Origin of the sequence: Comamonas sp. A7-5 (genome assembly GCF_039581385.1) — a bacterium.
Taxonomy (GTDB): domain Bacteria; phylum Pseudomonadota; class Gammaproteobacteria; order Burkholderiales; family Burkholderiaceae_C; genus Comamonas; species Comamonas thiooxydans.
Genome location: NZ_JBCPWO010000013.1, coordinates 1 through 19,107, shown reverse-complemented (window position 1 = coordinate 19,107; position 19,107 = coordinate 1). Strand labels below are relative to the sequence as shown.

Here is a 19,107-nt window from a genome sequence, read left to right as displayed (position 1 = left end):
CCAGCACCTGGAAAGCTCAGCCGGCCGCGCGACTCTCGTCACCGCAGACATGGCCTTCTATCCGCGTGGAATCCAGCGCACGTCATTCAATGCGGTACAGGCTGCCGAAGCCACCCTCTTGCGCCGGCATGCCGTCGGTGCAGCCAGGCATCGGTAGACCCTGCCCCCATCCGGCTGCCAAGACCTGCACGTCATGCATAGGATTGGACGCCCTAGCACGCTCATTGCGGATGCGGCAGGTTTCAGGATCAGTGGCGAACAGCCCGCGTGCGAAGACCCGACCTTGTTCCGCCAGCCTTGCGGTTTTCGAAGCTCGGATTTTCGCAAACGCCTGGAAGACATCGTCCAAGCCGCCGCTTGCGCCATCCAGGCACCGGGCCAAATGCCACGCATCTTCCAGTGCCTGGCAGGCACCCTGCCCCGACGTCGGCAACGGCGCATGCGCGGCATCGCCAACCAGCAGCACATTCGCCCGGCTCCATGTATGCAGCGGCTCCAGGTCATGCACCGCAATCCGCCGGATAGCATTTTCGGGCGTGGCACGGACGATTGCCAAGACCGGCTCAGGCCATTGCGCGAACAGCTTCTCGACCTCCTTGCGCAGATCTGCGGTGGGCGTAACCTCGCTGAAGGGCCGTGCCTGCGCCGCAGCCCAATACACCAGCTCGGGGCGAATCGGCACGCAACCAAAGCGCTCGCCCGCCCCCCAGAAATCCTGAATCGCAATACCGTCCACCAGCGCATGCTGCCCCTGCGCCACGCCGATCCAGTTCACGAAGCCCTGATAGACAGGTGTGTTGTCACCCGCGACAAACTTGCGCGCCACTGACCCCATGCGACCGTCAGCGCCAATGAGCAAATCCGGGCGGATGCTCGCACCGTTCTCGAAATGGGCCACGGCCCTGCCATTGGCATCCAGCTCGATGGCCACCGCCCGGTGTCCGAACTCCACCGGTATCCCGGCCCGGGCTGCGTGATCCAGCAGCATCTCCTGCAAGTGCCTGCGCAGCACCGTGTAGGTCGGGTATCCCATCGTCCGGTCCAGCAAGGCGATATCGAGGCCTCCCAATGCATTGCCCATGGCATCCTTGCGGCGCATTGTCAGCGGCCGACCGCCAATGGCCGCTATGTCTTGCAGCAGCCCAAGCTCTTCCAGCACAAAGCTCGCATTGGGCCAGAGCGTCACGCCTGCCCCCATGGTTGCCGGCTCCGTTCGACGCTCATAGACCCGAGGGTTGTAACCCTGCTTGCGCAAAGCCAGCGCCACGCTCAAGCCCGCAATGCCACCGCCAAGTATTCCAATTTCCACGCTGAATCTCTCCTGTCCATACGATGCCCGATATATGGCGCACTGCGTTGTATCGAGCAAAAGGGCATCTTAGATTTCGCCACTGAAGAGAACTAGCATGCAAAATTGGGACGTTTTCATACCTTAAACGGGATAATCAATGCGCGATGCACTCGACCTGAATACCGTACGCGTTTATACGGCGGTTGTTGATGAGCAAAGCTTTGCCGGCGCATCGCGTCTTTTGGCCATGCCCTCGTCCAACGTCAGCCGCCACGTCGCGTCACTGGAGCGCAGACTCGGTACACGGCTGCTGGAGCGAAGCACCCGCCACCTGCGCATGACGGAAGCCGGTCGATTGCTCTACGAACGTGCCAAGCCCTTGCTCGACACCCTGCTCTCTACACAGGAAGAGCTTGGCGCGGTGCAGCGCGAACTGCGTGGACCTCTGAAGATCTGCATGCCTGGCGAAGCACCAAAACTGCTGGCCCCCATCCTCGCCGAATTCTGTAGCCTCCATCCGGGGATCGAGCTCGAATGCGATACCCGGATGACCGGACTGGAAGTGCTTCGAGAAGACGTGGACCTTTCCATCGTTTTCCACCGGGGCCATCAGGAGGACAGTGCTTTCATCACCCGCCAACTCGCCACACTGCCCAGCATCGTGGTTGCCGCCCCCTCCTTGCTAGCCAGGACAGGCATGCCACGCCATGTGCGTGAGCTGAAATCCCTGCCCTGCATCACCACCCTCAGTGCGCTGAAGGGCCAGCCCTGGCAGTTTCAGGACGCCGCGGGGGAAATCATCAAGGTGCCGGTCCGCAGCCGCTACCGCGTCAACAGCGGAGAGCTGGCCGTGGCAGGGGCACGACAAGGCATCGGCTTCGCAATTGTGGCGGCCTATCCCTGCCAGGAAGACCTTGCAACGGGTCGATTGCAGGAAGTGCCACTGGACCTCTGCCCTGCCCCGCTGCAATTGCTTGGGGCATACAGCCATCGACATTCCGTGACTGCGCGTGTCCGGGCACTGCTGGAATTGATACAGCTACGGTTGGCCGGATCGGAAAGCCCTCCCACGGGACCCAGACCACATGCAAAGGTCTAGGATCAAAGTGGTGCACCGGGCTCAAAGTCGAGTCTTTCGGAATGCAAGCAGTCGCCTGGTATGACTTTCTCAATGCCCGCTTCTGGCCGATAGTGTGAGCACACGGATATGCCAGGAAGCGGACACCCCGATATGCAATCCCTGCCGGAGAAGTCGGCTGTCAGCGAGGTCCACAAACCGGTGCTGCCGGCCTGAGCAGGCGGCCTGCATCATTCATTGCCGCGCAGGCAGGCTAGAAGACATCCATAAGCAGGCGTTGCCGATGGTCGAGGTTGCGTCAGCCTTGAGGCATCTGGCTCATGTCCATAAACATGACTTCCCAGATGTGGCCGTCTACGTCCTCGAAGCTGCGCCCATACATGAAGCCGTGGTCTTGCAAGGGGTTCACGTCCGCCTTGCCGCCGTGAGCGGAAGCGGCCTCAACCATGCTGTCGACGGCCGCGCGGTCGTCCGCGCTCAGGCACAACATGACTTCGCTGGCAGCATGGGCGTCGACGATAGGCTTTTGGGTGAACGTGGACCACTTCGGGTGGGTGAGCAGCATCACGTAGATGCTGTCGGAGACGACCATGCAGGCGGCGGTGCCGTCGCTGAACTGCGGATTGTTGACAGCGCCGATTGCTTCATAGAAGGACTTGGCCTTCGGCAGGTCAGCGACGGGCAGGTTGACGAAGATTTTCTTGGACATTTGAGGCTTTCAAGGTCTGTGTTGAGAGGGAATCTTCGGACGTCGGCGAGCGACGTCAACAGTTCGTCCAGGAGTTGCATGCTGGATATGAGGCTGTCTTCCTGCCCAGGCAACCACAGCTTCCCAGTTTCGGAGCGAGTGAACAGTCTATTGATACATCATATATAGCTGCACCAGTGTCAGCCAACCGCGTTGGCCATCGTTCAGGTCGCAGACTGACAATGGCCGCAACCGAGAGTCGCCAGCAATCTAAGGCGACTATCGACCGGCTGCCATCATTTGAACTCCACCTGTCTATGACGGCTATGCAGGGCGGATTCAACCGGTCAATGCAACACAATCACTGCCTCTGGCGGAGGGAGTGTTGGCATTTCTGAATTGAACGGCTGCAATCAGCCTGCAGTTGTCGTCTGGAGGTGCGCTGCGGCTGTCCGCTTCTGGCCGATCTGCGACTGTCGCTGAACGACCCAAAGCAGACCATCATCAAAGAGTCTGAAGACAAAAGACCATTGAGTTTGCCAATGCATGGGTTAAGTACGTGCTGAGAATAGGCGTCCCATGTCTTTTCGCCTCTATGACGAAAATGGCAGAAAGCACTGTCGCCCCAATCAAAATATTGACCGCAAAACGGTCAGTGAAGCCATGTAGCAGAGTGAATACGATGGCTGAGGCAAGGCCAGCAACCCACCATGGCGAGGCAAGGAAACGACGAGCCAGTCGAATTGGTCACCACTGCCCCGCAAGCGTCTCAAAAAATGGCATGAACACCACGCCACCAATGAGCAAAATACTCGAAGAATATTTGGCCAATGGGTTTGCCGCTGACGGCACTGGACCTATGGCCCAGATTGCAAAAAAGGCCCACAGAATCTGTCCGAAAAACATGATGCAGGCTCCACCAAGAATCAACATCCATTTTGGAGCAGCTAGCAACTGGGTCGGTGTGTTGAGGTGCATTTACCGAGTAAGCCGAACAGCAATCAAGCGGTTGTAGCACATGAGCCCTCCTTCAATGAGAGACCGCTTCTGGCCGAAAGGAGCCTGCCAGGGGGCAACCTCGGTAACCAAGGATGATCATCTTCTCAGTCAATCCTTGATCGGAGCTGTCGGCGCACTGATAGCGAGCATTTGGTACAGATGATCAATGTTGCCGGTACACCCATTTCAACCGCACCTACAAAAACGGAGGTGCTCGACTGCTATGTCTTTGAATCGTTGCAGGAAGTGCGCTCGATGACCGAGGGCTGGCTGCATCGCTACAGCCACCATCGCCCACATGAATCGCCAGGCCGGATTCCTCCGGCTGCGTAGCGTGTCAAACGCTTCCCGAACCTCTGCTTTGAGGTGGTGCAGGAAAACGAGGAGGCTTCACTGACCTACCGGGGCGCCGCCTTGATCGCCGCATTCAGGGTAGTCCACAGCTCCTTGGTGACGGGCACCATGTCCTGCCTGAAGTACCACCAGAAGTGACCGCCCACGTAGTTCGGGGTAGTGATCTTCATCGTGTAGTAGCGGGTCAGGTACTCGGCCTTCTTGGTTTTGCGTGAGGTACCCACTTCCCCGAACCCGATCTTGGAATTGGGGAACATCACGCGCAGCTTGTCGAACACCTGCTGCCAGTTGGGCTTGAGTCCATTGCAGTCATCCTCATAGTAGGAAATCCAGACGTAATCCAGACCCTGCTTCATGTAGGCAGGGACATTGGCCTCGGCCCACTTGAACATTTCATTGGAGGGTTGAGACCAGCAGCCCTGGTTGTAGTAGAGCGTGACCGCGGCCGCCTTGTTCTGTGCCTTCACGATGTTGTAGGCGTTGGTCATCTTCGCCACCACATCGGCATTGGCCCCCAGCCACTCGCCGTTGACCTCGTTGGCTACTTCCCAAATATCCACGACATCCGACAACGCATTGAGGTATTGATTAGTCCGTTGTATGTACGCATCCACGCTGTACTGCTTGACGTAGTACGAGTCCAATATCTCACCCATCACATAGGAAACTTTGGAGATTTCCACTGCTGGCTTGCGGTAGTAGTCCGGGTTCACGAACTCGTCGAAGACGATGCGCGTGGTAGGCCGGTAGGCCAGCGACGATAGGCTGCGCGTGATGTCGCTCAGTCTACTCACATCGTCCACGGTGACACCGTAGATGGGTGTCGGGACTATGCGGCCCGAGGGCACGCTGGTCTGAGCCGATACTACGGAGCACAGCGAGGCAATGCAGAATGGGATAAGCGCTTTCATGCGGTATCCCCCAATGAAGGGTTCAATGATTTTTTTCACTTGGATCAATATGAATCGAGGCATGGCAAGGGTAGGATGTGACTGCTTCTAGCGGGTAGAACCAGCTCAGACCGACCCTCGGTTGACTCTCGATAATTAGCTAAACAGTCGACTTTAGTTCATGAAGTTTGGCTAACAGTAGCCAAATGAAACGAAACACGTTTCATGAGTCAGCGCACATATCGAGCTCACAGCTCTCGGCCCTTGTTGACGCGCTCAATGCTTTGCGGCAGCTACCAGTCAATGAGTTGATTGCTAGAGTTGATTTGCCAGCAAGTCCTCAATGACTGCAATTGAGGGAGCGCAAATTGCACTTGATGTTTGGGTAACGTGGGTGAGCCCTAAACATGAAACGTTACGTCTGTTGCCTACGGTATGAGTCATTTTCAAAATGAGCGTATCGAAGATACGTGCCATCGTGCGGTTGCCAGTCGGATGAGATGAAGGTGCTTTGTGTGGCCGCTTGTCCTTCACTTCGCCGTCCGCTTTTGGCTGTGGATTCAACCGGTCAATGCAACACAATGACCGCCACTGGCGCAAGGAGTGTTGGCATGAAGCAAAGACCGCGGATTTACTACACCGAAGCTCAGAAGGCCCTGATGTGGGATCGCTGGAAAGCAGGTGATACCTTGCACAAGATCGGCAAGCTGTTTGACCGATCTCCCTCCTTCATTCACACCATCCTGAGTTCAACGAGTGGCATCTGGGCACTTCAGAGGCGCGATCGCGCAGCCCGCCAGCATCATTGATGCGGCGATGGCGCACGCAACGGCTGATATTCCAAGCACTGTCATTCTCCCGCGAGCGCCACGACCGGATCAAGCCTTGCCGCGCGCCGCGCCGGCATGAACCCAAAAACCAGCCCTGTCGTGACCGCGCAGCCGAAGGCGAGCAGCATGGAGCTGATCGAGAACACCACAGAGGACCCAAAGAAGATCAGTCCAGCACCGATCCCTAATCCTGCAATCACGCCCACCGCGCCGCCCACCATCGTGACCAGCACTGCCTCTGTCATGAACTGCCGCTGAATATCCCTCTGGCGAGCACCTGTCGCCATGCGAATGCCGATCTCACATGTGCGCTCCTTCACTGCCATCAGCATCACGTTCATCACGCCTATACCACCGACCAGCAAGGACACGGCGGCGATCATGCTGAGCATGGTGGTCATGGAGTCCTTGGCCTGGGCTTCTGCATTGAGCCGTGCCGCCGCATTGGCGACGTAAAAGTCTTCTCGCCCATGGCGCTGACGCATTAAGCGCTCAATGGCTGCCTGCGCATGCAGCACACTAGCCGAGTCCCGTGCCTGGACTACCGTGTAGTGCGGATCAAAGCTGCGTCCGTTCGGGAAGATACGCAAAATGCCCGACCGATACGGTACTACAACCAGATCGTCCTCGGACTTGCCACCATCGGCCGCTCCTTTTTCCGCCATCACGCCGATCACCTGGAACGGTGTATTGCCGATCAGCAATTGCCGGCCCAGCGGAGATACATCCTCGAAGAAGCGCTCACGCACCTTCTGCCCAATTACCACCACCGGAGCCAGTTCATCGTCTTCCGCTTCGGTGAAGAAGCGGCCTTCGGCCACCGGCCAGTGATGGATGGCTGGCCACGTGTGGGTAGCTGCAATGGTGTCTGCCTGCCAGGCCACGTTGCCATGGCGTACCATGGCCGGGTCGCGCGCCACGGGCATGACATGTGCCACTTCCGAAAGCTTCTCTACTTCTTCCAGGTCAGCCAGAGTGGTCACACCTTCCGGTCCGCCCTGAGGCGGCGTGCGATTATTGATGTACATGACAGTCGAGCCCATCGCACCCAGGCGCGCTACGACTTCTTCGCGTGCTCCCATGCCCACCGCCAGCATCACAATGACCGAGGCGACACCGATGACGATCCCCAGCAAGGTTAACGCGGTGCGTGAGCGGTGGATGCGCATGGAGCGCCACGCAGAGCGCAACGCCTCGCGCAGGTCCGCCAGCAGCGGTGTTCCCGGGTCCTGTCGCGCCTGTACCGTGCAGGGAGCGGGGAGAGCGACCAGCGCACGGCCCGGCGCGGGCTGGCCTTTCTGGCTGTCACCGACGATACGCCCATCGCGAATCTCGATGACTCGCCGTGCCTGCGCCGCCACCTCTCGGTCGTGAGTGATCAAGATGATGGTGTGACCTGCATCGGCCAGCTCGCGCAGCAGCACCATCACCTCCGCACCGCTTTGGCTGTCCAGCGCGCCCGTGGGCTCATCAGCCAGGATGATGTGCCCACCGTTCATGAGTGCCCTGGCGATGGACACGCGTTGCTGCTGACCGCCTGAGAGCTGATTTGGCCGCAGGTGCAGCTTGCCGGCAAGCCCAAGGCGTCTCAGCAAGGCGCCTGCGCGTTCTTCCCGCTCGGCCTCACTTTTGCCGGCGTAGATCGCTGGCATTCCCACGTTCTCCTGGGCGGAGTCTGTGGCGATCAAGTGGTAGCCCTGGAACACGAAGCCAAACGCCTCACGTCGCAGCCATGCCAACTCGTCCGCATCCAGTCTGGCCACGTCCTGGCCATTGAAGCAGTACGTGCCTTCGCTTGGCCGATCCAGGCAGCCCAGCAGGTTCATCAGCGTGGACTTTCCCGAGCCGGACTGACCCACGATAGCGACGAACTCCCCAGCATGTATGGCTAGGTCGATGCCGTGCAGCACTTCGACCTCGGGCCTGCCCGTGGAACCGCCGCCGTAGCGTTTGCGGATGCCGCTCAGCTTGATGAGCGGAGTCACCATCGGAATCTCCTAGGACCGGCGACCGGCACAGTTTCGCCCGTGATGATCCGATCGCCCTCCTTCAGCCCTTCCCGCACTTCGGCCCGGAGCCGATCCTTCACGCCCAGGCGCACGCGGCGGACTTCCACGACTTGATCGGGTGCTTGCTCGGCGAGCAAGCGGACCTCATAGACGTCGGAGTCACTGGTGGGCTTAAAGGCTGCCAGCGGAGCCGTGAGCACGTCCTTGGCAGCAGCAGCCACCGCGGTGACCTGCGCCGTCATCTGCGGCATCAGGGCACCATCGGTATTGTCCACGTCGAATAGCACGGTGTACTGCACGGCCTTCATGGTCGGTGCCACAGCCGCACCGCTGCCACTAGAGGCATTCACACCGGATTGCACAGGTGGAGCTGGCAGCACCTGCCGCACCGTCCCTGCCCAACGGCGCTTGTCGCCTCCGAGCGTGGTGAAGTAGGCGGCCTGACCCGCCTTGACGTGGCGGATATCCGCCTCGGACACATCGGTCCAAACCGTCATCCGTGACAGATCGGCGATGCGCAGCACCGTGGGAGTCTGGTAGGTGGCGTTGAGCGTCTGGCCTTCCTTGACATCGATGCCTGTCACCACACCCGCGATGGGCGCATAGATACGCGTGTAGCCCAATCGCGCTTCATCGGCGCGCAGGCTGGCCACGGTCTGGCGAATCGTGGCCTCGTGCTGCGCTACCTTGGCCCGCGCAGAGCGCAGTGTGGCGGCGGCTATCTGCGCGTCTTCCATGCGGGTTGCGCCGTCACGCACCATCAACTGCTGGCGACGATCTTGCTGCACGGCCAGTTCTGCCTGAGCCTGTGCATCTTCTAGCTGAGCGCGCAAGCTGGAAATCTGAGCCCGTCCAGACTCCACAGTTGCAGCTAGCACGCTGGCATCGATCTCGGCAAGTAGCTGGCCCTTTTTGACCGTATCGCCAGCGGCAACATGGATGCGGGTGATCTGACCGGAGACCTGGGCACCAACGTCCACTGAGCGAACAGGCTGCAAGGTGCCAATCGCGGCGACGCTGGACTCGATGTCGCCACGCTCGACTTTGGCGCTCTGCCAAGTGAGTGCAGACCGAGGCTGCGACAACGTCCATCCAGCAGCGACTATCACACCGACAAGAATCACCAGGGCGAGCTTTCCCCCACCGGGCCAGAACCGGCGTTGCATCGAGCGGACAGCCATTAGCGGGAAACCTCGAAGCTGAGCGTGGCGGTGTGGCGCACGTCGTCGTACTTTTTGCCGTTCAGGGTGACGCTGCCGTTGTTTACGCGCGCAGTGACTTCGAGAACATAAAGGCCAGGGATATAGGGCACAAAGCTGACCGTGCCGTCCTTGGCCGGGGTCAGCCTACGATGCCAGCCTTCGCTGGTGTCGACGTTGACCTGGCTGGCGGCCACCGGTCGTCCTTTGAAGATGAGTTGGTAGGTGTTGCCGCCAGGCTCCGTGGGCACCAGTTCCAGATCGTTGACGGACTTGGTCTCTGTTCTGCCAAAACGGGCCTGGTAGTAAGTCAGCACGCCATCGGTACTAGTGCGGGTGGCCACGAAACGCATATCCCCCGTAGCCTTCGGAACACCGAAGTGATCCGATGCCTGCTCATACGGGACCTCATCGGTTTCTGGCAGCACTGCCTTGGCATCCCGCAACACAGGCAGACTCTCCAGTGGCTTGCGCAGCTCGCCTGCAAAGACCTTCGCACCATTCGCCTCGGGTTGAATCCAGAGGTAGTCGGCGCGCGCCAATGTGGCGACAAGCCACCCTGCCGTGAAGACCACGCCGGTGCAGAGCCTCCGCAGCGTGGAATGTCGTGATGAATGGAACTGCAACATAACCTGTCCTTTTTTCTAGTTTTACGGCGTGCGCATCCAGCGCGGCGTGCGGCCGCGTGGGGGCGCAGTGATTTCTTCTTGCTCGACGGTGACCTGTAATCCCGGGCCGGTGTCAAACAGCACATAGAAAGGCTGCGCGGGTTTCTTGAAGGTCCAGGTGGAGTCCACGCCCAATTTACCTTCTAGTAGCGTTGCGCCATCCAGTGCGATGACTTCCATGCGAGAGCCCTGCATCTCATCGCCGTCGTTGCTTGCACCACGGCAGCGCACAGTGGACTCGTCCAGCAGGAAGCAGCGGGCCACCGGTTCATGCGCCAGGACCATGGCACTACCAAGTGCGAGGCCCAAGGCGAGCAGCCAGCGGGCGGTCAGTCGTTCAGTGCGAAACATGGGCTTTCCTCTGCTCATCGAACCACAGCACAGTGGCTGGCGAAGCCTTATCCATGCGCAGTACAGTTTGGTAAAACTTGCCGTCTTTCCCAACAACGGTGAGCCAAAGCTCGCTGTTGGCCTGGGTGGTGGATGGCAACGGGATCTCCACGCGTCGTTTCCAGCTTTGCCCCATAAAAGCCATGCCAACGGCACGTGCCGAGCGTGGCTTGTTGACCTTCAAATAGGCTTGGCGGATTTCGCTATCGCAGGTCTCGCAAAGGCGCAGCTGATATTCCTTCATGGGGACATCCATCTCCATGACCTCGGGTGCTCCTCGATTGGCTTCTGCGAAGGTGAAGGACCATGGGCCCACCGTGCCCTGAATCGCATCGGCCCGCTTGAGCGGCGGAACCTCTATACGGGCCAGCGCGAACGCGAAGCCAACAATCGTGAGAACGAGCAGGCCGGCGGCGATCACACGGCGCGTGCGGGTCTTCTCCACGGCCACAGGCTCTGCTGGCGGTGCTTTTGCTTGGCGCACGGGTTGCGCCCGCAATGGTGGCTGCCAAGGCCACAGGGGAAATGTAAAGACCCAGCTCAATGCCGCGATGCTCAGCCAGCCCAGCCATAGCGTGATGCCGATACCTGTACCCAGCGCATCGACAGCCCAAACAAGTGACACAGCCAACAGCAACCATCCGGCGATGCGTGCCAGCATCCGCCAGTGCGGTGCCGGCTGGCTTCCCAGCAGATGCTCGGCATGGCGTTCCGTGGCCAGAGCCAGCGCAAAGAAGCCCGCACAGCTCACAGCCAGAATACCCAGGTGGGCGCCGGTTTGAAGTGAAACGCTCATGGACGGCCTCCCACCATCAATAGCCATGCCAGGCCCACGCACACAGCAGTACTCACTGCCATCCCGCCCCATGCCCGAGTAGCACTGCGGGCGCAGAAGACCCAGATCACTGCGACGGCGTAGATCGCAAAGCTGAGCATGGTGGCCCAGAGCACGCCTTGCGCCCTGGGCACCGGCCACAGCAGTGCCAGCAGCACGGTGGCAGCGGAGGCTAATGCGTAGCCGCCCAGCGCGGCAGCGACCACCCGCGATGCGACGGACCAGCGATAGGCGGCGGTCAGTGTGATGGTCTTGCTCATACAGACCCCTTACCCAGCACCGTCCGGCGCATATTCAGCCCAGACGCGTGCCCGGTTATCACGCGCCGCCGAACCTTCACCGCCATCACTGCGAACAGAGCGGCCAGTGCCAGCATGGTCAGATCGAACCCCGCGAACACCCAATCACGCGCCAGCAGGCTGTGACCCAGGTGGCGGTTGGTGGTCAGTGCATTGAGTACCGGCACCAGTGCGTAGACCAGGCTGCAGCTCCAGAGCAGTTCTACCCAGGCTCGCGCCAACGGACGAGCCAGTGCATAGAACAGCGTACCCAGCCATACGGCGAACAGGGTGTGAAGTTCCCAGGCAGCGCGGTCTGCCATTTCCACTGGCAGAAGCCGGTTGGCCCAGAAATACGCGGCCACAGACAGCGGCAGGCCGGCGATGGTGGCGACGTTCAAGTTTTCCACCAAGCGCACACCAAAATGCTCCCCGCCTTCAAGGCCGGCAGCGAGGTGGTGTTTGCGTCGTTTGACAGTCCACAGCACCAGTCCTGTGCCGACCATGGCGCAGCCCAACAGTCCGGCGAAGAAGTACAGCCAGCGTCCCCAGATGCCTGCAAACAGACCTTCATGCAGATTCAAGATCACATCTTGCGTAGAGGACGCCCCACCGCCCTTGCGCGCTTCATCGGGTAGAGGGTGCCCAGTCGCGGCATCAAAGCGCAAGATGGGTGGGTACCAAAGATCCAGACGGCCACCGTTGACACGGGCGATCGATATCTCAGTGGGCTCACCCTCGTGACGCTCAACGGTGATAAAGGCCACCTGACCTGGACCCCAGACAGCCCAGGCCTGATTCACAAGTGCCGCCATGTCAGCCGAAGGACGTTCGATTGCGATGTGCTTGTGGCCCTCGCTATCGAATAATTCTTCATAGAAGCGCTCTTGCTCCACATGTCCGCTGCCATATAGCTGGTCTCGGCCAGCAGGCATATAGGTGAACATGAAGAACACCAGCCCGCTGTAAGTGATCATCAGGAAGAACGGCAGCGCCATGACGCTAATAGCGTTGTGCGCATCCAGCCAGGAGCGCTGCCCCTTACCTGGTCGGAAGGTAAAGAAATCCCTGAAGATTTTCTTGTGTGTGATAACACCCGCAACGATGGCAATGAGCATAAGCATGGTGCACACGCCGACGATGCGTATGCCCCATGCATCAGGCATGTAATGCAGCAGATAGTGCATGCGGTACAGCCCATTACCGCCCGTTGTAGCGCGCGGCTCCAGGTCAGATGGCCGCAATGATCCATCCCAAGGATCGAGCTTTTCGCTGACGAAGGCACCAAATTCATGGCCGGGATCAGGCACCAGTTGCCAGCGCACGCTGAACTCTTGCCAAGTTCGGCCTGCCAAAGCCTTATGCGGCAGCGTGATGCGCCAACTCGACGCCTCTGGTGCCATTTTTTCCAGGCGCGCTAACCCCAGAGCAGTCATGCGCAGCAGGTCTTCTTGCGCGTGCGCTTGTGGCTGTGCCCTCAACTGCTCCGGCTGCATCCAACGTGTGATTTCGTACTGAAAATAGCCGGCTGTACCTGTGACGAACACGAAGAACAGCAACCAGCCCACGATCAGGCCGCTCCAAGTGTGCAGCCAAGCTGCCGATTGTCGTAATGAACTTCCCACTGATATCCCTGTCTCTGATCGAATAGCACTCGAATCGAATGCGAACATTGATCTGCATGGTCTAAACCGTACCCATGGCTAGGGCCCACAACATATGCGGGGCAAACAGGGCTCCATTTATGGCAACCATTTAGTCGCGCTGAGCCCTGGGTACTGACACTGGCCATAGCTGCCGAATCCTGCGACTGCCATTGCTTGCCAAAGCATGGCGACGAGGCCTGCAGTCGAGTGGACAGTGAATAAGACTGCCGTTCAGTAGTCGTAGCGCAGGGTCACAGCGAAACTGCGTGGCGTTCCGACGAAGACACCGCCATAGTTGTTGTTGGTAGGGATGGATTGGTAGTAATGCTTGTCCAGCGCATTTCGCACGTTCAATTGCAACCGCAGATGGCGGCTGAACTCATAACCTGCATGCAGATTCAGCAGCGTGTAGCCGCCCTGCTGAATTTGAAAGCCGTTGCCGTTGTAGAACATGGCGCTCTGCGCCTGCACACTCCCCCCTACTCGCCACCGCCCCCCGGGGAGTCGATAGTCAGTGGATACTTTGAAGACCTTGCGAGGCAAGGTTGTGTTGTAGTCCTTACCCTCATTTGGGCCTGCTACGTACTTCGGGTCGCTAAACGTGAAGCCTGCGGCAATGTTCCAACCCGGTGTGGGTGAGCCCGTAACCTCAAGATCGATGCCGCGGTTCCGGACCTTGGCACCCTCTGTGTAGCACCGAGTGCCGCCACTTAGCCCACAGGTCGAAGCCACATTCATGGCCACCGGCAAATTGAGCTGGTCGGTCTGGAACAAGGCCGCAGCAGTCTGCAGACGGCCTTCGAAGAACTGGCTCTTTATCCCGACTTCGTAGTTCTTACCTTTCACAGGGTCGAGTAGCCCGCTCGGGCTGTAATATTGCTGTATCGAATAGATATCGGTATAGCTGGCGTAGAGCGCATGTGCCGCGCTCAGGTCATAGACCACGCCCGCATAGGGAATGAACTGCCGACCGGAGTCGAACGATGCGTTGGTGTAAGGACTGCGCGAGGAATAGTCCGCCCAGCTCAGACGGCTGCCGATGATGAAGCTGAGCGCATCAGTGGCGCTCAGACGAGTGGCGACAGACGCGCCTTTCTCGTTGCGCTCCAACGCATAAACAGTGGGCGTACTGCTAAATCCCGGCCGGCGGATGGAGGAGAAGTCGAAGTTGGTGACGTCGATCGTCTGCGACCCCTGCGCCGCATAGATGTCGTAGTCGAAGTTGTCTCTGCGGCTGCTCAGGCCCAGCATGAGCTGGTGTTGACGGCCAAACAGAGTGTAAGGGCCAGTGGCATGCAGATCGAAGGCGACCTGCTTATCGGTGTACTCTGCATTCACCCAGGACAGGGTCTCGTTACTGCCCGAGGCGCGCGCAGGGTAGTTGGCCAGAAAGCTGGCGTTGGAACGCACCGCATTGAAGGCAGCTTTCAGATTCCAGCCATTGCCCAGATTATGCTTTAGGTCGCCGAAGACGGTGTAGTTGTCCCGGTTAAGGTGAGCGTCTGGGCCTGCTTGTGACGCAGAGCGGTCCAGGCGATAGAACGAGCCATCTTCCCGCGTATTGAAGCCCCCCCAGTCATAGCCCTGGTGGTTATCTCGCTGGGCGCTGAAGCCGAGGCTGGCCGTCGTAGCACTGCCCAGATCGGCCTCCACGATGGCATAGAGCATGCGGTTGTCGGTCTTGGCGCCCTGCTTGAAGCTGTTGGCCTGGTTGTCGAACACCACGGCGCGACCGCGCAGGCTGCCTGAAGCATTGAGCGGGCCCGATACATCAAGCTGCGTGCGGTAATCCGCCCAGGAGCCGGCCCCCAGCTCAGCGCTCATCTGGAACTCACGAGTAGGCCGCTTGCGCACTAGGTTGATGATGGCAGACGGGTTGCCCGACCCTTGGAGCAAGCCATTGGCGCCCCGCACTACCTCCACCCGGTCATAGATCGCCATGTTGTTGAGCGACATGGCGTCGGCTGAGAAGCTCTCGGCCATGCTGGTGGACAGGCCGTCGATCTGCAGGTCGGTGATCTGAAAGCCACGCGAATAGAAGTACGAGCGCTCGGTGCCCAGCTTGCTGAAGGTAACACCCGGAATGGCTTCGGTCACATCGTCAAGCGACTGCATGTTGGCATCGCGCATCTGCTGCTGCGTCACCACGCTGACCGATTGCGGCGTCTCGCGGATGGACAAGTCCATTTTGGTGGCCGTGCGCACACTGTTGGTGGTGTAAGCGCCGGTGCCTTCGGTAGCTCCATCGCCCTCGGCTTGCGCCGTCACTGTCACTGCCGGCAGGGTGGCTGAAGAAGTATGCGTCGGATCCGCAGCTACCCCCTTTAGCGTGAACGCGTCCGGTTGCGACTGGATGACCGCTATGCCCGTGCCTGCCAGCAGACGATCAAGTGCCTGACGGGGCGTGAGGGAGCCCTTCACGGCGGGTGCCGAATGCCCTGCCACGATTGTCTGGTCGAACAGCACCTGCTGCCTGGCCTGTTGCGAAAACAGGCGCAACGCGCCGGCCAGCGGTTGTGCGGAAATGTCGAAAGCCACCGCCTGCTGGGCCTGTGCCGGTACGGCCATGGCGGCAATGGCCCCCGCAACCCACCAAGCCGCAGCTGCTGGCTTCCAGCCGCGCGCGCTACGGCCGTGAACGTTCCCAACCAATGCGCCACTGACGATGGCCCCCCTCAAATGCTGCTTTGCTCGCATATCCAAATCCTGCGTTTTCTGTCTTTGTTGCCCGCTTTTGCGGGAAGCGCCATGCGACGTATCGTCAAGACAGATCAGGGAGTCAGACAAAAGCGCAGGCACAACGTGAGTGGCATGCACAGGTGTTGAAGCAAGAAACCCGGGACATCAGCGTTTGACGAGCCGCACGCGATAGGCGCGGTCGGTGTAGTTGTTGGCTGATCTGCACCGAGCAGGTACTGGCTGGCAACTCTGAGGCAGGAAAAACCTGCCCCTACATAGATAAACCGCTACCGCAGCAAAAGTGAGAACGTCGAGAGCAATCTTTTTTTGATTGATTCACATTTACCGACATCAACCACGCGGAGAGATGCGCCACCCACCCTCGGCCGCCCTATCCACCCGTACAGGCAAGAGATCGGGCAGCGAGCGCAAGAAGGTCTCGGGAGTGCTGGTAATGACCATGCCAGATACGGGCAGCTTGCGCAGCCGCTCCCCCTCCACCGACACAGCTTCACCCAAGTAGCGAGCCAAGTCGGCTGCCACGTCTGCGAGCGGCGTCTGCTCAAACACCAGTTGGCCGTTGCGCCAATCGCCCACTGAGCTGACTGGGGCCGCGACAGCAACGTGCTGGCCCGTGGCCGGGTCAATGCTGACTCCCGCCCCCGCAGTCAACAGCAGCGCGCGCCTATCTTCTCGGGTGCGGTCAGGACGCACTTCGACCTTGCCTTCAAGCACCTTGACGACGAGTCGCGGCGGCGCAGCCCGAACGTTGAATGCCGTTCCCACCACACGCACCTGGCTGATACCGCTGTCCACAGTGAATGGCCGCGCAGTGTCGGGGGCCACGCGAAAGAACGCCTCACCAGCGATGAGCTCGGTCTCGCGATGCCGTGGGTAGTAACGAATCCGCACGCTGCTGCTGAAGTTGAGCGCAATACGGCTGCCGTCGGGCAAATCAACTTCGCGCGTCTCGGCGGGTCCGGTGGCAACGTTCAGTGAATAGGTAGCGTGGTTGTCCCACCAGTACCAACCGCCGCTGACCATCAGCAGCCCAGAGAGCAGCGCCGGTACCAGCGCACGACGTCTGGGTTGCCACGACGCAGTACTCCCACTGGCGACCGCCACTTCCGGCCGCGTCATTCCGACACGCTTGCCATGAACAGATGCACCTTGCTGCGGCGGATCAGATGCCAGCCGGGGGCGTTGAATCTGTTGCAGATCGAGATCCATACGGCTGAAGTCTTCGAAGATGCCACGGTTGACAGGATCGTTGAGCCATGCGTTGAGCTCCCGCTCATCCGCACCGGTCCAATCGCACTCGCGCCGCCGCACAAAGTAGTCCGCGGCCCTCTGGTGGCGCAGCGCCAGTTCAGGGGTGAGTTTCGTCATGGTGCTTCGTCCGCCTGCAACGTCTGAGCAATCTTCATTTCTTCTTGGGTGCGGTATCGCACGCGAATCTGGCAATAGGCGTAGGCCAGAGTGACATGGTTGTGGACCATGCGGCGCGAAATACCCATAAGTTCGGCCACTTCGGTCTGGGTCAATCCGTCGATAGCGTGCAATACGAAAGCCTCACGACGCCGTTCGGGGAGTTCAGCAACCGCCTCCTCGAGACGGCTCAAGCGCTGGCCGCGTTCAACGCGGTTGAGCGGCTCAGCGGCTTCGTCAGCAGGAACCCCCTCGGCCATTTCCATGTGCTCGTCCAAGGAAACGGCTTCGACGCCTTCACGCCGCGAGGCTTGCTGCCAAGCGGTGTGCGAGACGTTGCGCGCGGTCGTGTGAAGGTAAGCGGCCTCTTGATCTTCAGGCAGTTGCTTGCCAGTGGCCGCGTAGCGCAGAAAAACCTCCTGCACTCCATCCTCTGCGTCTTCTCTGCGCTGCATGCTGCGTCCCAGCAAACGCTGCAACGGCGCCCGCAAGCGCATGTAGGTGCGGGCCAGCGCGCCGCGTGCCGTGGCCTCATCGTCTGGCGCCACGCCGCCGTTTGTGACACGTGCGTTCATGACGCAGCACCCAGTGCCCTTTGCCAGGGCCTGGCCAACGGGATGGTCTGAAACGCGAAGGAGGTCGATGTAAATAGCACGGCTCGCAGCGATCTGCCTATGCTCCGGATTGGCATCCCCTGAGCGCTGATAGGCCGCGAGGGGGGGAATCCGTGCTACTTGCGGAGGTTCGGCGACATGTTGTAACTTCAGAGAAGTGTATCGAACACGGTATTCTTTACCGTGCAAAGTGGCTGTTGGAGCAGTCCAAGCTTCGCTACCGCACTACCGACTGGGAGCAATACGGCACACTCAGGACGAGAGGTCTTGAGCTTCGGGTTAGATGGGACTAGGTCTTGGTTTGCCGCTGCACTCAGTTATCAGATGCATCCATTCAGTCTTGCCTGATCATCAGGAACCTGTTCGACTTGGCTTTGTGCAGTCGTTACTAGCCACTTACGATGCAAAAGCGCTGCAATTGATCACAAGTTGCTGGAGGCCCTAGGAACCACCTCATATGCCTATAACGCTATTTCCTGCCGTAAAACTCTTAAGCAAAGTGGCAGGTTCGTTCAAGGCGTTGCCCGCTCTCACTAGAAACCTACAGTATTGAAAGCGAGATGTGAGAACGGTCACTCAAGGGTAGGTAGAAGCGTTTTAGGCATGTGTTGGATAAGCTGCAGCGGGGTGTGACAGTGGGCCCGCCCCCATCCGGGGCTAGCAATTCACGAGTGCAATTCACCATCTGCTACGGGTCTAAAGCACCTATTCTCGATCCGATACAGCGGAAACCTCCGCCTTCCCCGACGACGGCCCCATCGCGAGGGCTGCTGCTCACCTGAAACGTTGATTGGAGAAGCGACGGTCTTAGCTCTCTGAATGAGACCGCTATGAGGCGGTGACAGGTAACTCGCACTGCGGCGATGTGAGGCAGGAACCGCTGTGCAGCAGTCGTAGGTCGTAGAGGCTTGAGCGGCGGTAATGGGTCGTTTGCAGGCCGACGCGAACGACAGCTAACGAGAACCTCTGGTTTGTGGTTCTGTCCCATCAAGTCTGCCGTTCGGTGACAGACCGCTCACAGCCATTAGCTGCCGGCTGGAAGTGCACAGCGGCTGTCCGCTTCTGGCCGTTCCCAGTCATACGCACCGGAGCAGCCCCCTCCTCCGAGACATTCGCGCGATGACCGATGGATCCTCGATCCACACAGTCCACAAGCGCGTTTACCACATGTTCCTGAGGCACTGGAAGGCCCACAACAACGCCTACCCCAAGCTGATCAAGCTGCCGCCCG

At 59.6% G+C, this 19,107-nt stretch carries 17 protein-coding genes; 2 read left to right on the top strand and 15 right to left on the bottom strand.

Going from position 1 to position 19,107, the window contains the following annotated elements:
• Positions 1–82: 82 nt before the first annotated feature.
• Positions 83–1,309: an FAD-dependent monooxygenase gene (locus tag AAIL67_RS18930; protein WP_343484612.1), complete on the bottom strand. Its 1,227-nt coding sequence runs from the start codon at positions 1,307–1,309 to the stop codon at positions 83–85.
• Positions 1,310–1,448: 139 nt separating this feature from the next.
• Here AAIL67_RS18930 and AAIL67_RS18925 point away from each other — a divergent pair, with 139 nt between their 5' ends.
• Positions 1,449–2,390: a LysR family transcriptional regulator gene (locus tag AAIL67_RS18925; RefSeq protein WP_224648498.1), complete on the top strand. Its 942-nt coding sequence runs from the start codon at positions 1,449–1,451 to the stop codon at positions 2,388–2,390.
• 277 nt (positions 2,391–2,667) lie between these two features.
• Here AAIL67_RS18925 and AAIL67_RS18920 read toward each other — a convergent pair whose 3' ends face one another.
• The 4 genes from AAIL67_RS18920 to AAIL67_RS18905 all read right to left on the bottom strand — a co-directional run bounded on the left by AAIL67_RS18920 (position 2,668) and on the right by AAIL67_RS18905 (position 5,321).
• On the bottom strand, positions 2,668–3,078 hold the full coding sequence (locus AAIL67_RS18920; RefSeq protein WP_224648499.1) for a VOC family protein: 411 nt from the start codon (positions 3,076–3,078) through the stop codon (positions 2,668–2,670).
• 483 nt (positions 3,079–3,561) lie between these two features.
• Entirely contained in the window at positions 3,562–3,795 is a 234-nt protein-coding gene (locus AAIL67_RS18915; RefSeq protein WP_343484611.1) for a hypothetical protein, read from the bottom strand.
• Between the two features lie 9 nt (positions 3,796–3,804).
• Complete coding sequence (locus AAIL67_RS18910; protein ID WP_034382555.1) at positions 3,805–4,035, bottom strand: hypothetical protein; 231 nt, start codon at positions 4,033–4,035, stop codon at positions 3,805–3,807.
• A gap of 419 nt (positions 4,036–4,454) precedes the next feature.
• The gene (locus AAIL67_RS18905) at positions 4,455–5,321 is read right to left on the bottom strand and encodes a hypothetical protein (protein ID WP_034382553.1); all 867 of its coding nucleotides are present in this window, start codon (positions 5,319–5,321) and stop codon (positions 4,455–4,457) included.
• A 590-nt stretch (positions 5,322–5,911) separates the two neighbouring features.
• Here AAIL67_RS18905 and AAIL67_RS18900 point away from each other — a divergent pair.
• On the top strand, positions 5,912–6,109 hold the full coding sequence (locus AAIL67_RS18900; protein WP_343484615.1) for a hypothetical protein: 198 nt from the start codon (positions 5,912–5,914) through the stop codon (positions 6,107–6,109).
• A gap of 41 nt (positions 6,110–6,150) precedes the next feature.
• On the opposite strand, the gene AAIL67_RS18895 is transcribed toward AAIL67_RS18900, so the two are convergent.
• The 10 genes from AAIL67_RS18895 to AAIL67_RS18850 all read right to left on the bottom strand — a co-directional run bounded on the left by AAIL67_RS18895 (position 6,151) and on the right by AAIL67_RS18850 (position 17,837).
• The gene (locus AAIL67_RS18895; protein WP_034383191.1) at positions 6,151–8,118 is read right to left on the bottom strand and encodes a MacB family efflux pump subunit; all 1,968 of its coding nucleotides are present in this window, start codon (positions 8,116–8,118) and stop codon (positions 6,151–6,153) included.
• Complete coding sequence (locus AAIL67_RS18890) at positions 8,112–9,320, bottom strand: efflux RND transporter periplasmic adaptor subunit (RefSeq protein ID WP_034383188.1); 1,209 nt, start codon at positions 9,318–9,320, stop codon at positions 8,112–8,114. The genes AAIL67_RS18895 and AAIL67_RS18890 overlap by 7 nt, the downstream gene beginning before the upstream one ends.
• A complete protein-coding gene (locus tag AAIL67_RS18885; protein ID WP_242609931.1) occupies positions 9,320–9,967 on the bottom strand; it encodes a hypothetical protein in 648 nt (215 codons plus the stop codon). Before AAIL67_RS18885 ends, AAIL67_RS18890 begins: the two co-directional genes overlap by 1 nt.
• A gap of 21 nt (positions 9,968–9,988) precedes the next feature.
• Entirely contained in the window at positions 9,989–10,357 is a 369-nt protein-coding gene (locus AAIL67_RS18880; protein WP_034383187.1) for a hypothetical protein, read from the bottom strand.
• Positions 10,344–11,192, bottom strand: coding sequence for a DUF3325 domain-containing protein (locus AAIL67_RS18875; protein ID WP_052088495.1), 849 nt, complete (start codon positions 11,190–11,192; stop codon positions 10,344–10,346). Before AAIL67_RS18875 ends, AAIL67_RS18880 begins: the two co-directional genes overlap by 14 nt.
• Positions 11,189–11,491, bottom strand: a complete 303-nt coding sequence (locus tag AAIL67_RS18870; RefSeq protein ID WP_034383184.1) for a DUF3649 domain-containing protein — start codon at positions 11,489–11,491, stop codon at positions 11,189–11,191. The genes AAIL67_RS18875 and AAIL67_RS18870 overlap by 4 nt, the downstream gene beginning before the upstream one ends.
• The gene (locus AAIL67_RS18865) at positions 11,488–13,182 is read right to left on the bottom strand and encodes a PepSY-associated TM helix domain-containing protein (RefSeq protein WP_080747231.1); all 1,695 of its coding nucleotides are present in this window, start codon (positions 13,180–13,182) and stop codon (positions 11,488–11,490) included. Before AAIL67_RS18865 ends, AAIL67_RS18870 begins: the two co-directional genes overlap by 4 nt.
• 204 nt (positions 13,183–13,386) lie before the next feature.
• Positions 13,387–15,852 (bottom strand): TonB-dependent siderophore receptor, encoded by a 2,466-nt coding sequence (locus tag AAIL67_RS18860; RefSeq protein ID WP_080747230.1) that lies wholly within the window; start codon positions 15,850–15,852, stop codon positions 13,387–13,389.
• A gap of 333 nt (positions 15,853–16,185) precedes the next feature.
• Complete coding sequence (locus tag AAIL67_RS18855) at positions 16,186–17,223, bottom strand: FecR domain-containing protein (RefSeq protein WP_034383180.1); 1,038 nt, start codon at positions 17,221–17,223, stop codon at positions 16,186–16,188.
• Positions 17,220–17,837: an RNA polymerase sigma factor gene (locus AAIL67_RS18850; RefSeq protein WP_034383178.1), complete on the bottom strand. Its 618-nt coding sequence runs from the start codon at positions 17,835–17,837 to the stop codon at positions 17,220–17,222. Before AAIL67_RS18850 ends, AAIL67_RS18855 begins: the two co-directional genes overlap by 4 nt.
• Between the last annotated feature and the right edge of the window lie 1,270 nt (positions 17,838–19,107).

What these genes read in the sequence shown, in the direction of transcription:
- AAIL67_RS18890 (WP_034383188.1), bottom strand. Translation starts at nt 9,320, where the DNA reads ATGGCTGTCCGCTCGATGCAACGCCGGTTCTGGCCCGGTGGGGGAAAG.
- AAIL67_RS18855 (WP_034383180.1), bottom strand. Translation starts at nt 17,223, where the DNA reads ATGACGAAACTCACCCCTGAACTGGCGCTGCGCCACCAGAGGGCCGCG.
- AAIL67_RS18850 (WP_034383178.1), bottom strand. Translation starts at nt 17,837, where the DNA reads ATGAACGCACGTGTCACAAACGGCGGCGTGGCGCCAGACGATGAGGCC.
- AAIL67_RS18910 (WP_034382555.1), bottom strand. Translation starts at nt 4,035, where the DNA reads ATGCACCTCAACACACCGACCCAGTTGCTAGCTGCTCCAAAATGGATG.
- AAIL67_RS18885 (WP_242609931.1), bottom strand. Translation starts at nt 9,967, where the DNA reads ATGTTGCAGTTCCATTCATCACGACATTCCACGCTGCGGAGGCTCTGC.
- AAIL67_RS18920 (WP_224648499.1), bottom strand. Translation starts at nt 3,078, where the DNA reads ATGTCCAAGAAAATCTTCGTCAACCTGCCCGTCGCTGACCTGCCGAAG.
- AAIL67_RS18870 (WP_034383184.1), bottom strand. Translation starts at nt 11,491, where the DNA reads ATGAGCAAGACCATCACACTGACCGCCGCCTATCGCTGGTCCGTCGCA.
- AAIL67_RS18925 (WP_224648498.1), top strand. Translation starts at nt 1,449, where the DNA reads ATGCGCGATGCACTCGACCTGAATACCGTACGCGTTTATACGGCGGTT.
- AAIL67_RS18900 (WP_343484615.1), top strand. Translation starts at nt 5,912, where the DNA reads ATGAAGCAAAGACCGCGGATTTACTACACCGAAGCTCAGAAGGCCCTG.
- AAIL67_RS18865 (WP_080747231.1), bottom strand. Translation starts at nt 13,182, where the DNA reads ATGTTCGCATTCGATTCGAGTGCTATTCGATCAGAGACAGGGATATCA.
- AAIL67_RS18875 (WP_052088495.1), bottom strand. Translation starts at nt 11,192, where the DNA reads ATGAGCGTTTCACTTCAAACCGGCGCCCACCTGGGTATTCTGGCTGTG.
- AAIL67_RS18895 (WP_034383191.1), bottom strand. Translation starts at nt 8,118, where the DNA reads ATGGTGACTCCGCTCATCAAGCTGAGCGGCATCCGCAAACGCTACGGC.
- AAIL67_RS18880 (WP_034383187.1), bottom strand. Translation starts at nt 10,357, where the DNA reads ATGTTTCGCACTGAACGACTGACCGCCCGCTGGCTGCTCGCCTTGGGC.
- AAIL67_RS18905 (WP_034382553.1), bottom strand. Translation starts at nt 5,321, where the DNA reads ATGAAAGCGCTTATCCCATTCTGCATTGCCTCGCTGTGCTCCGTAGTA.
- AAIL67_RS18860 (WP_080747230.1), bottom strand. Translation starts at nt 15,852, where the DNA reads ATGCGAGCAAAGCAGCATTTGAGGGGGGCCATCGTCAGTGGCGCATTG.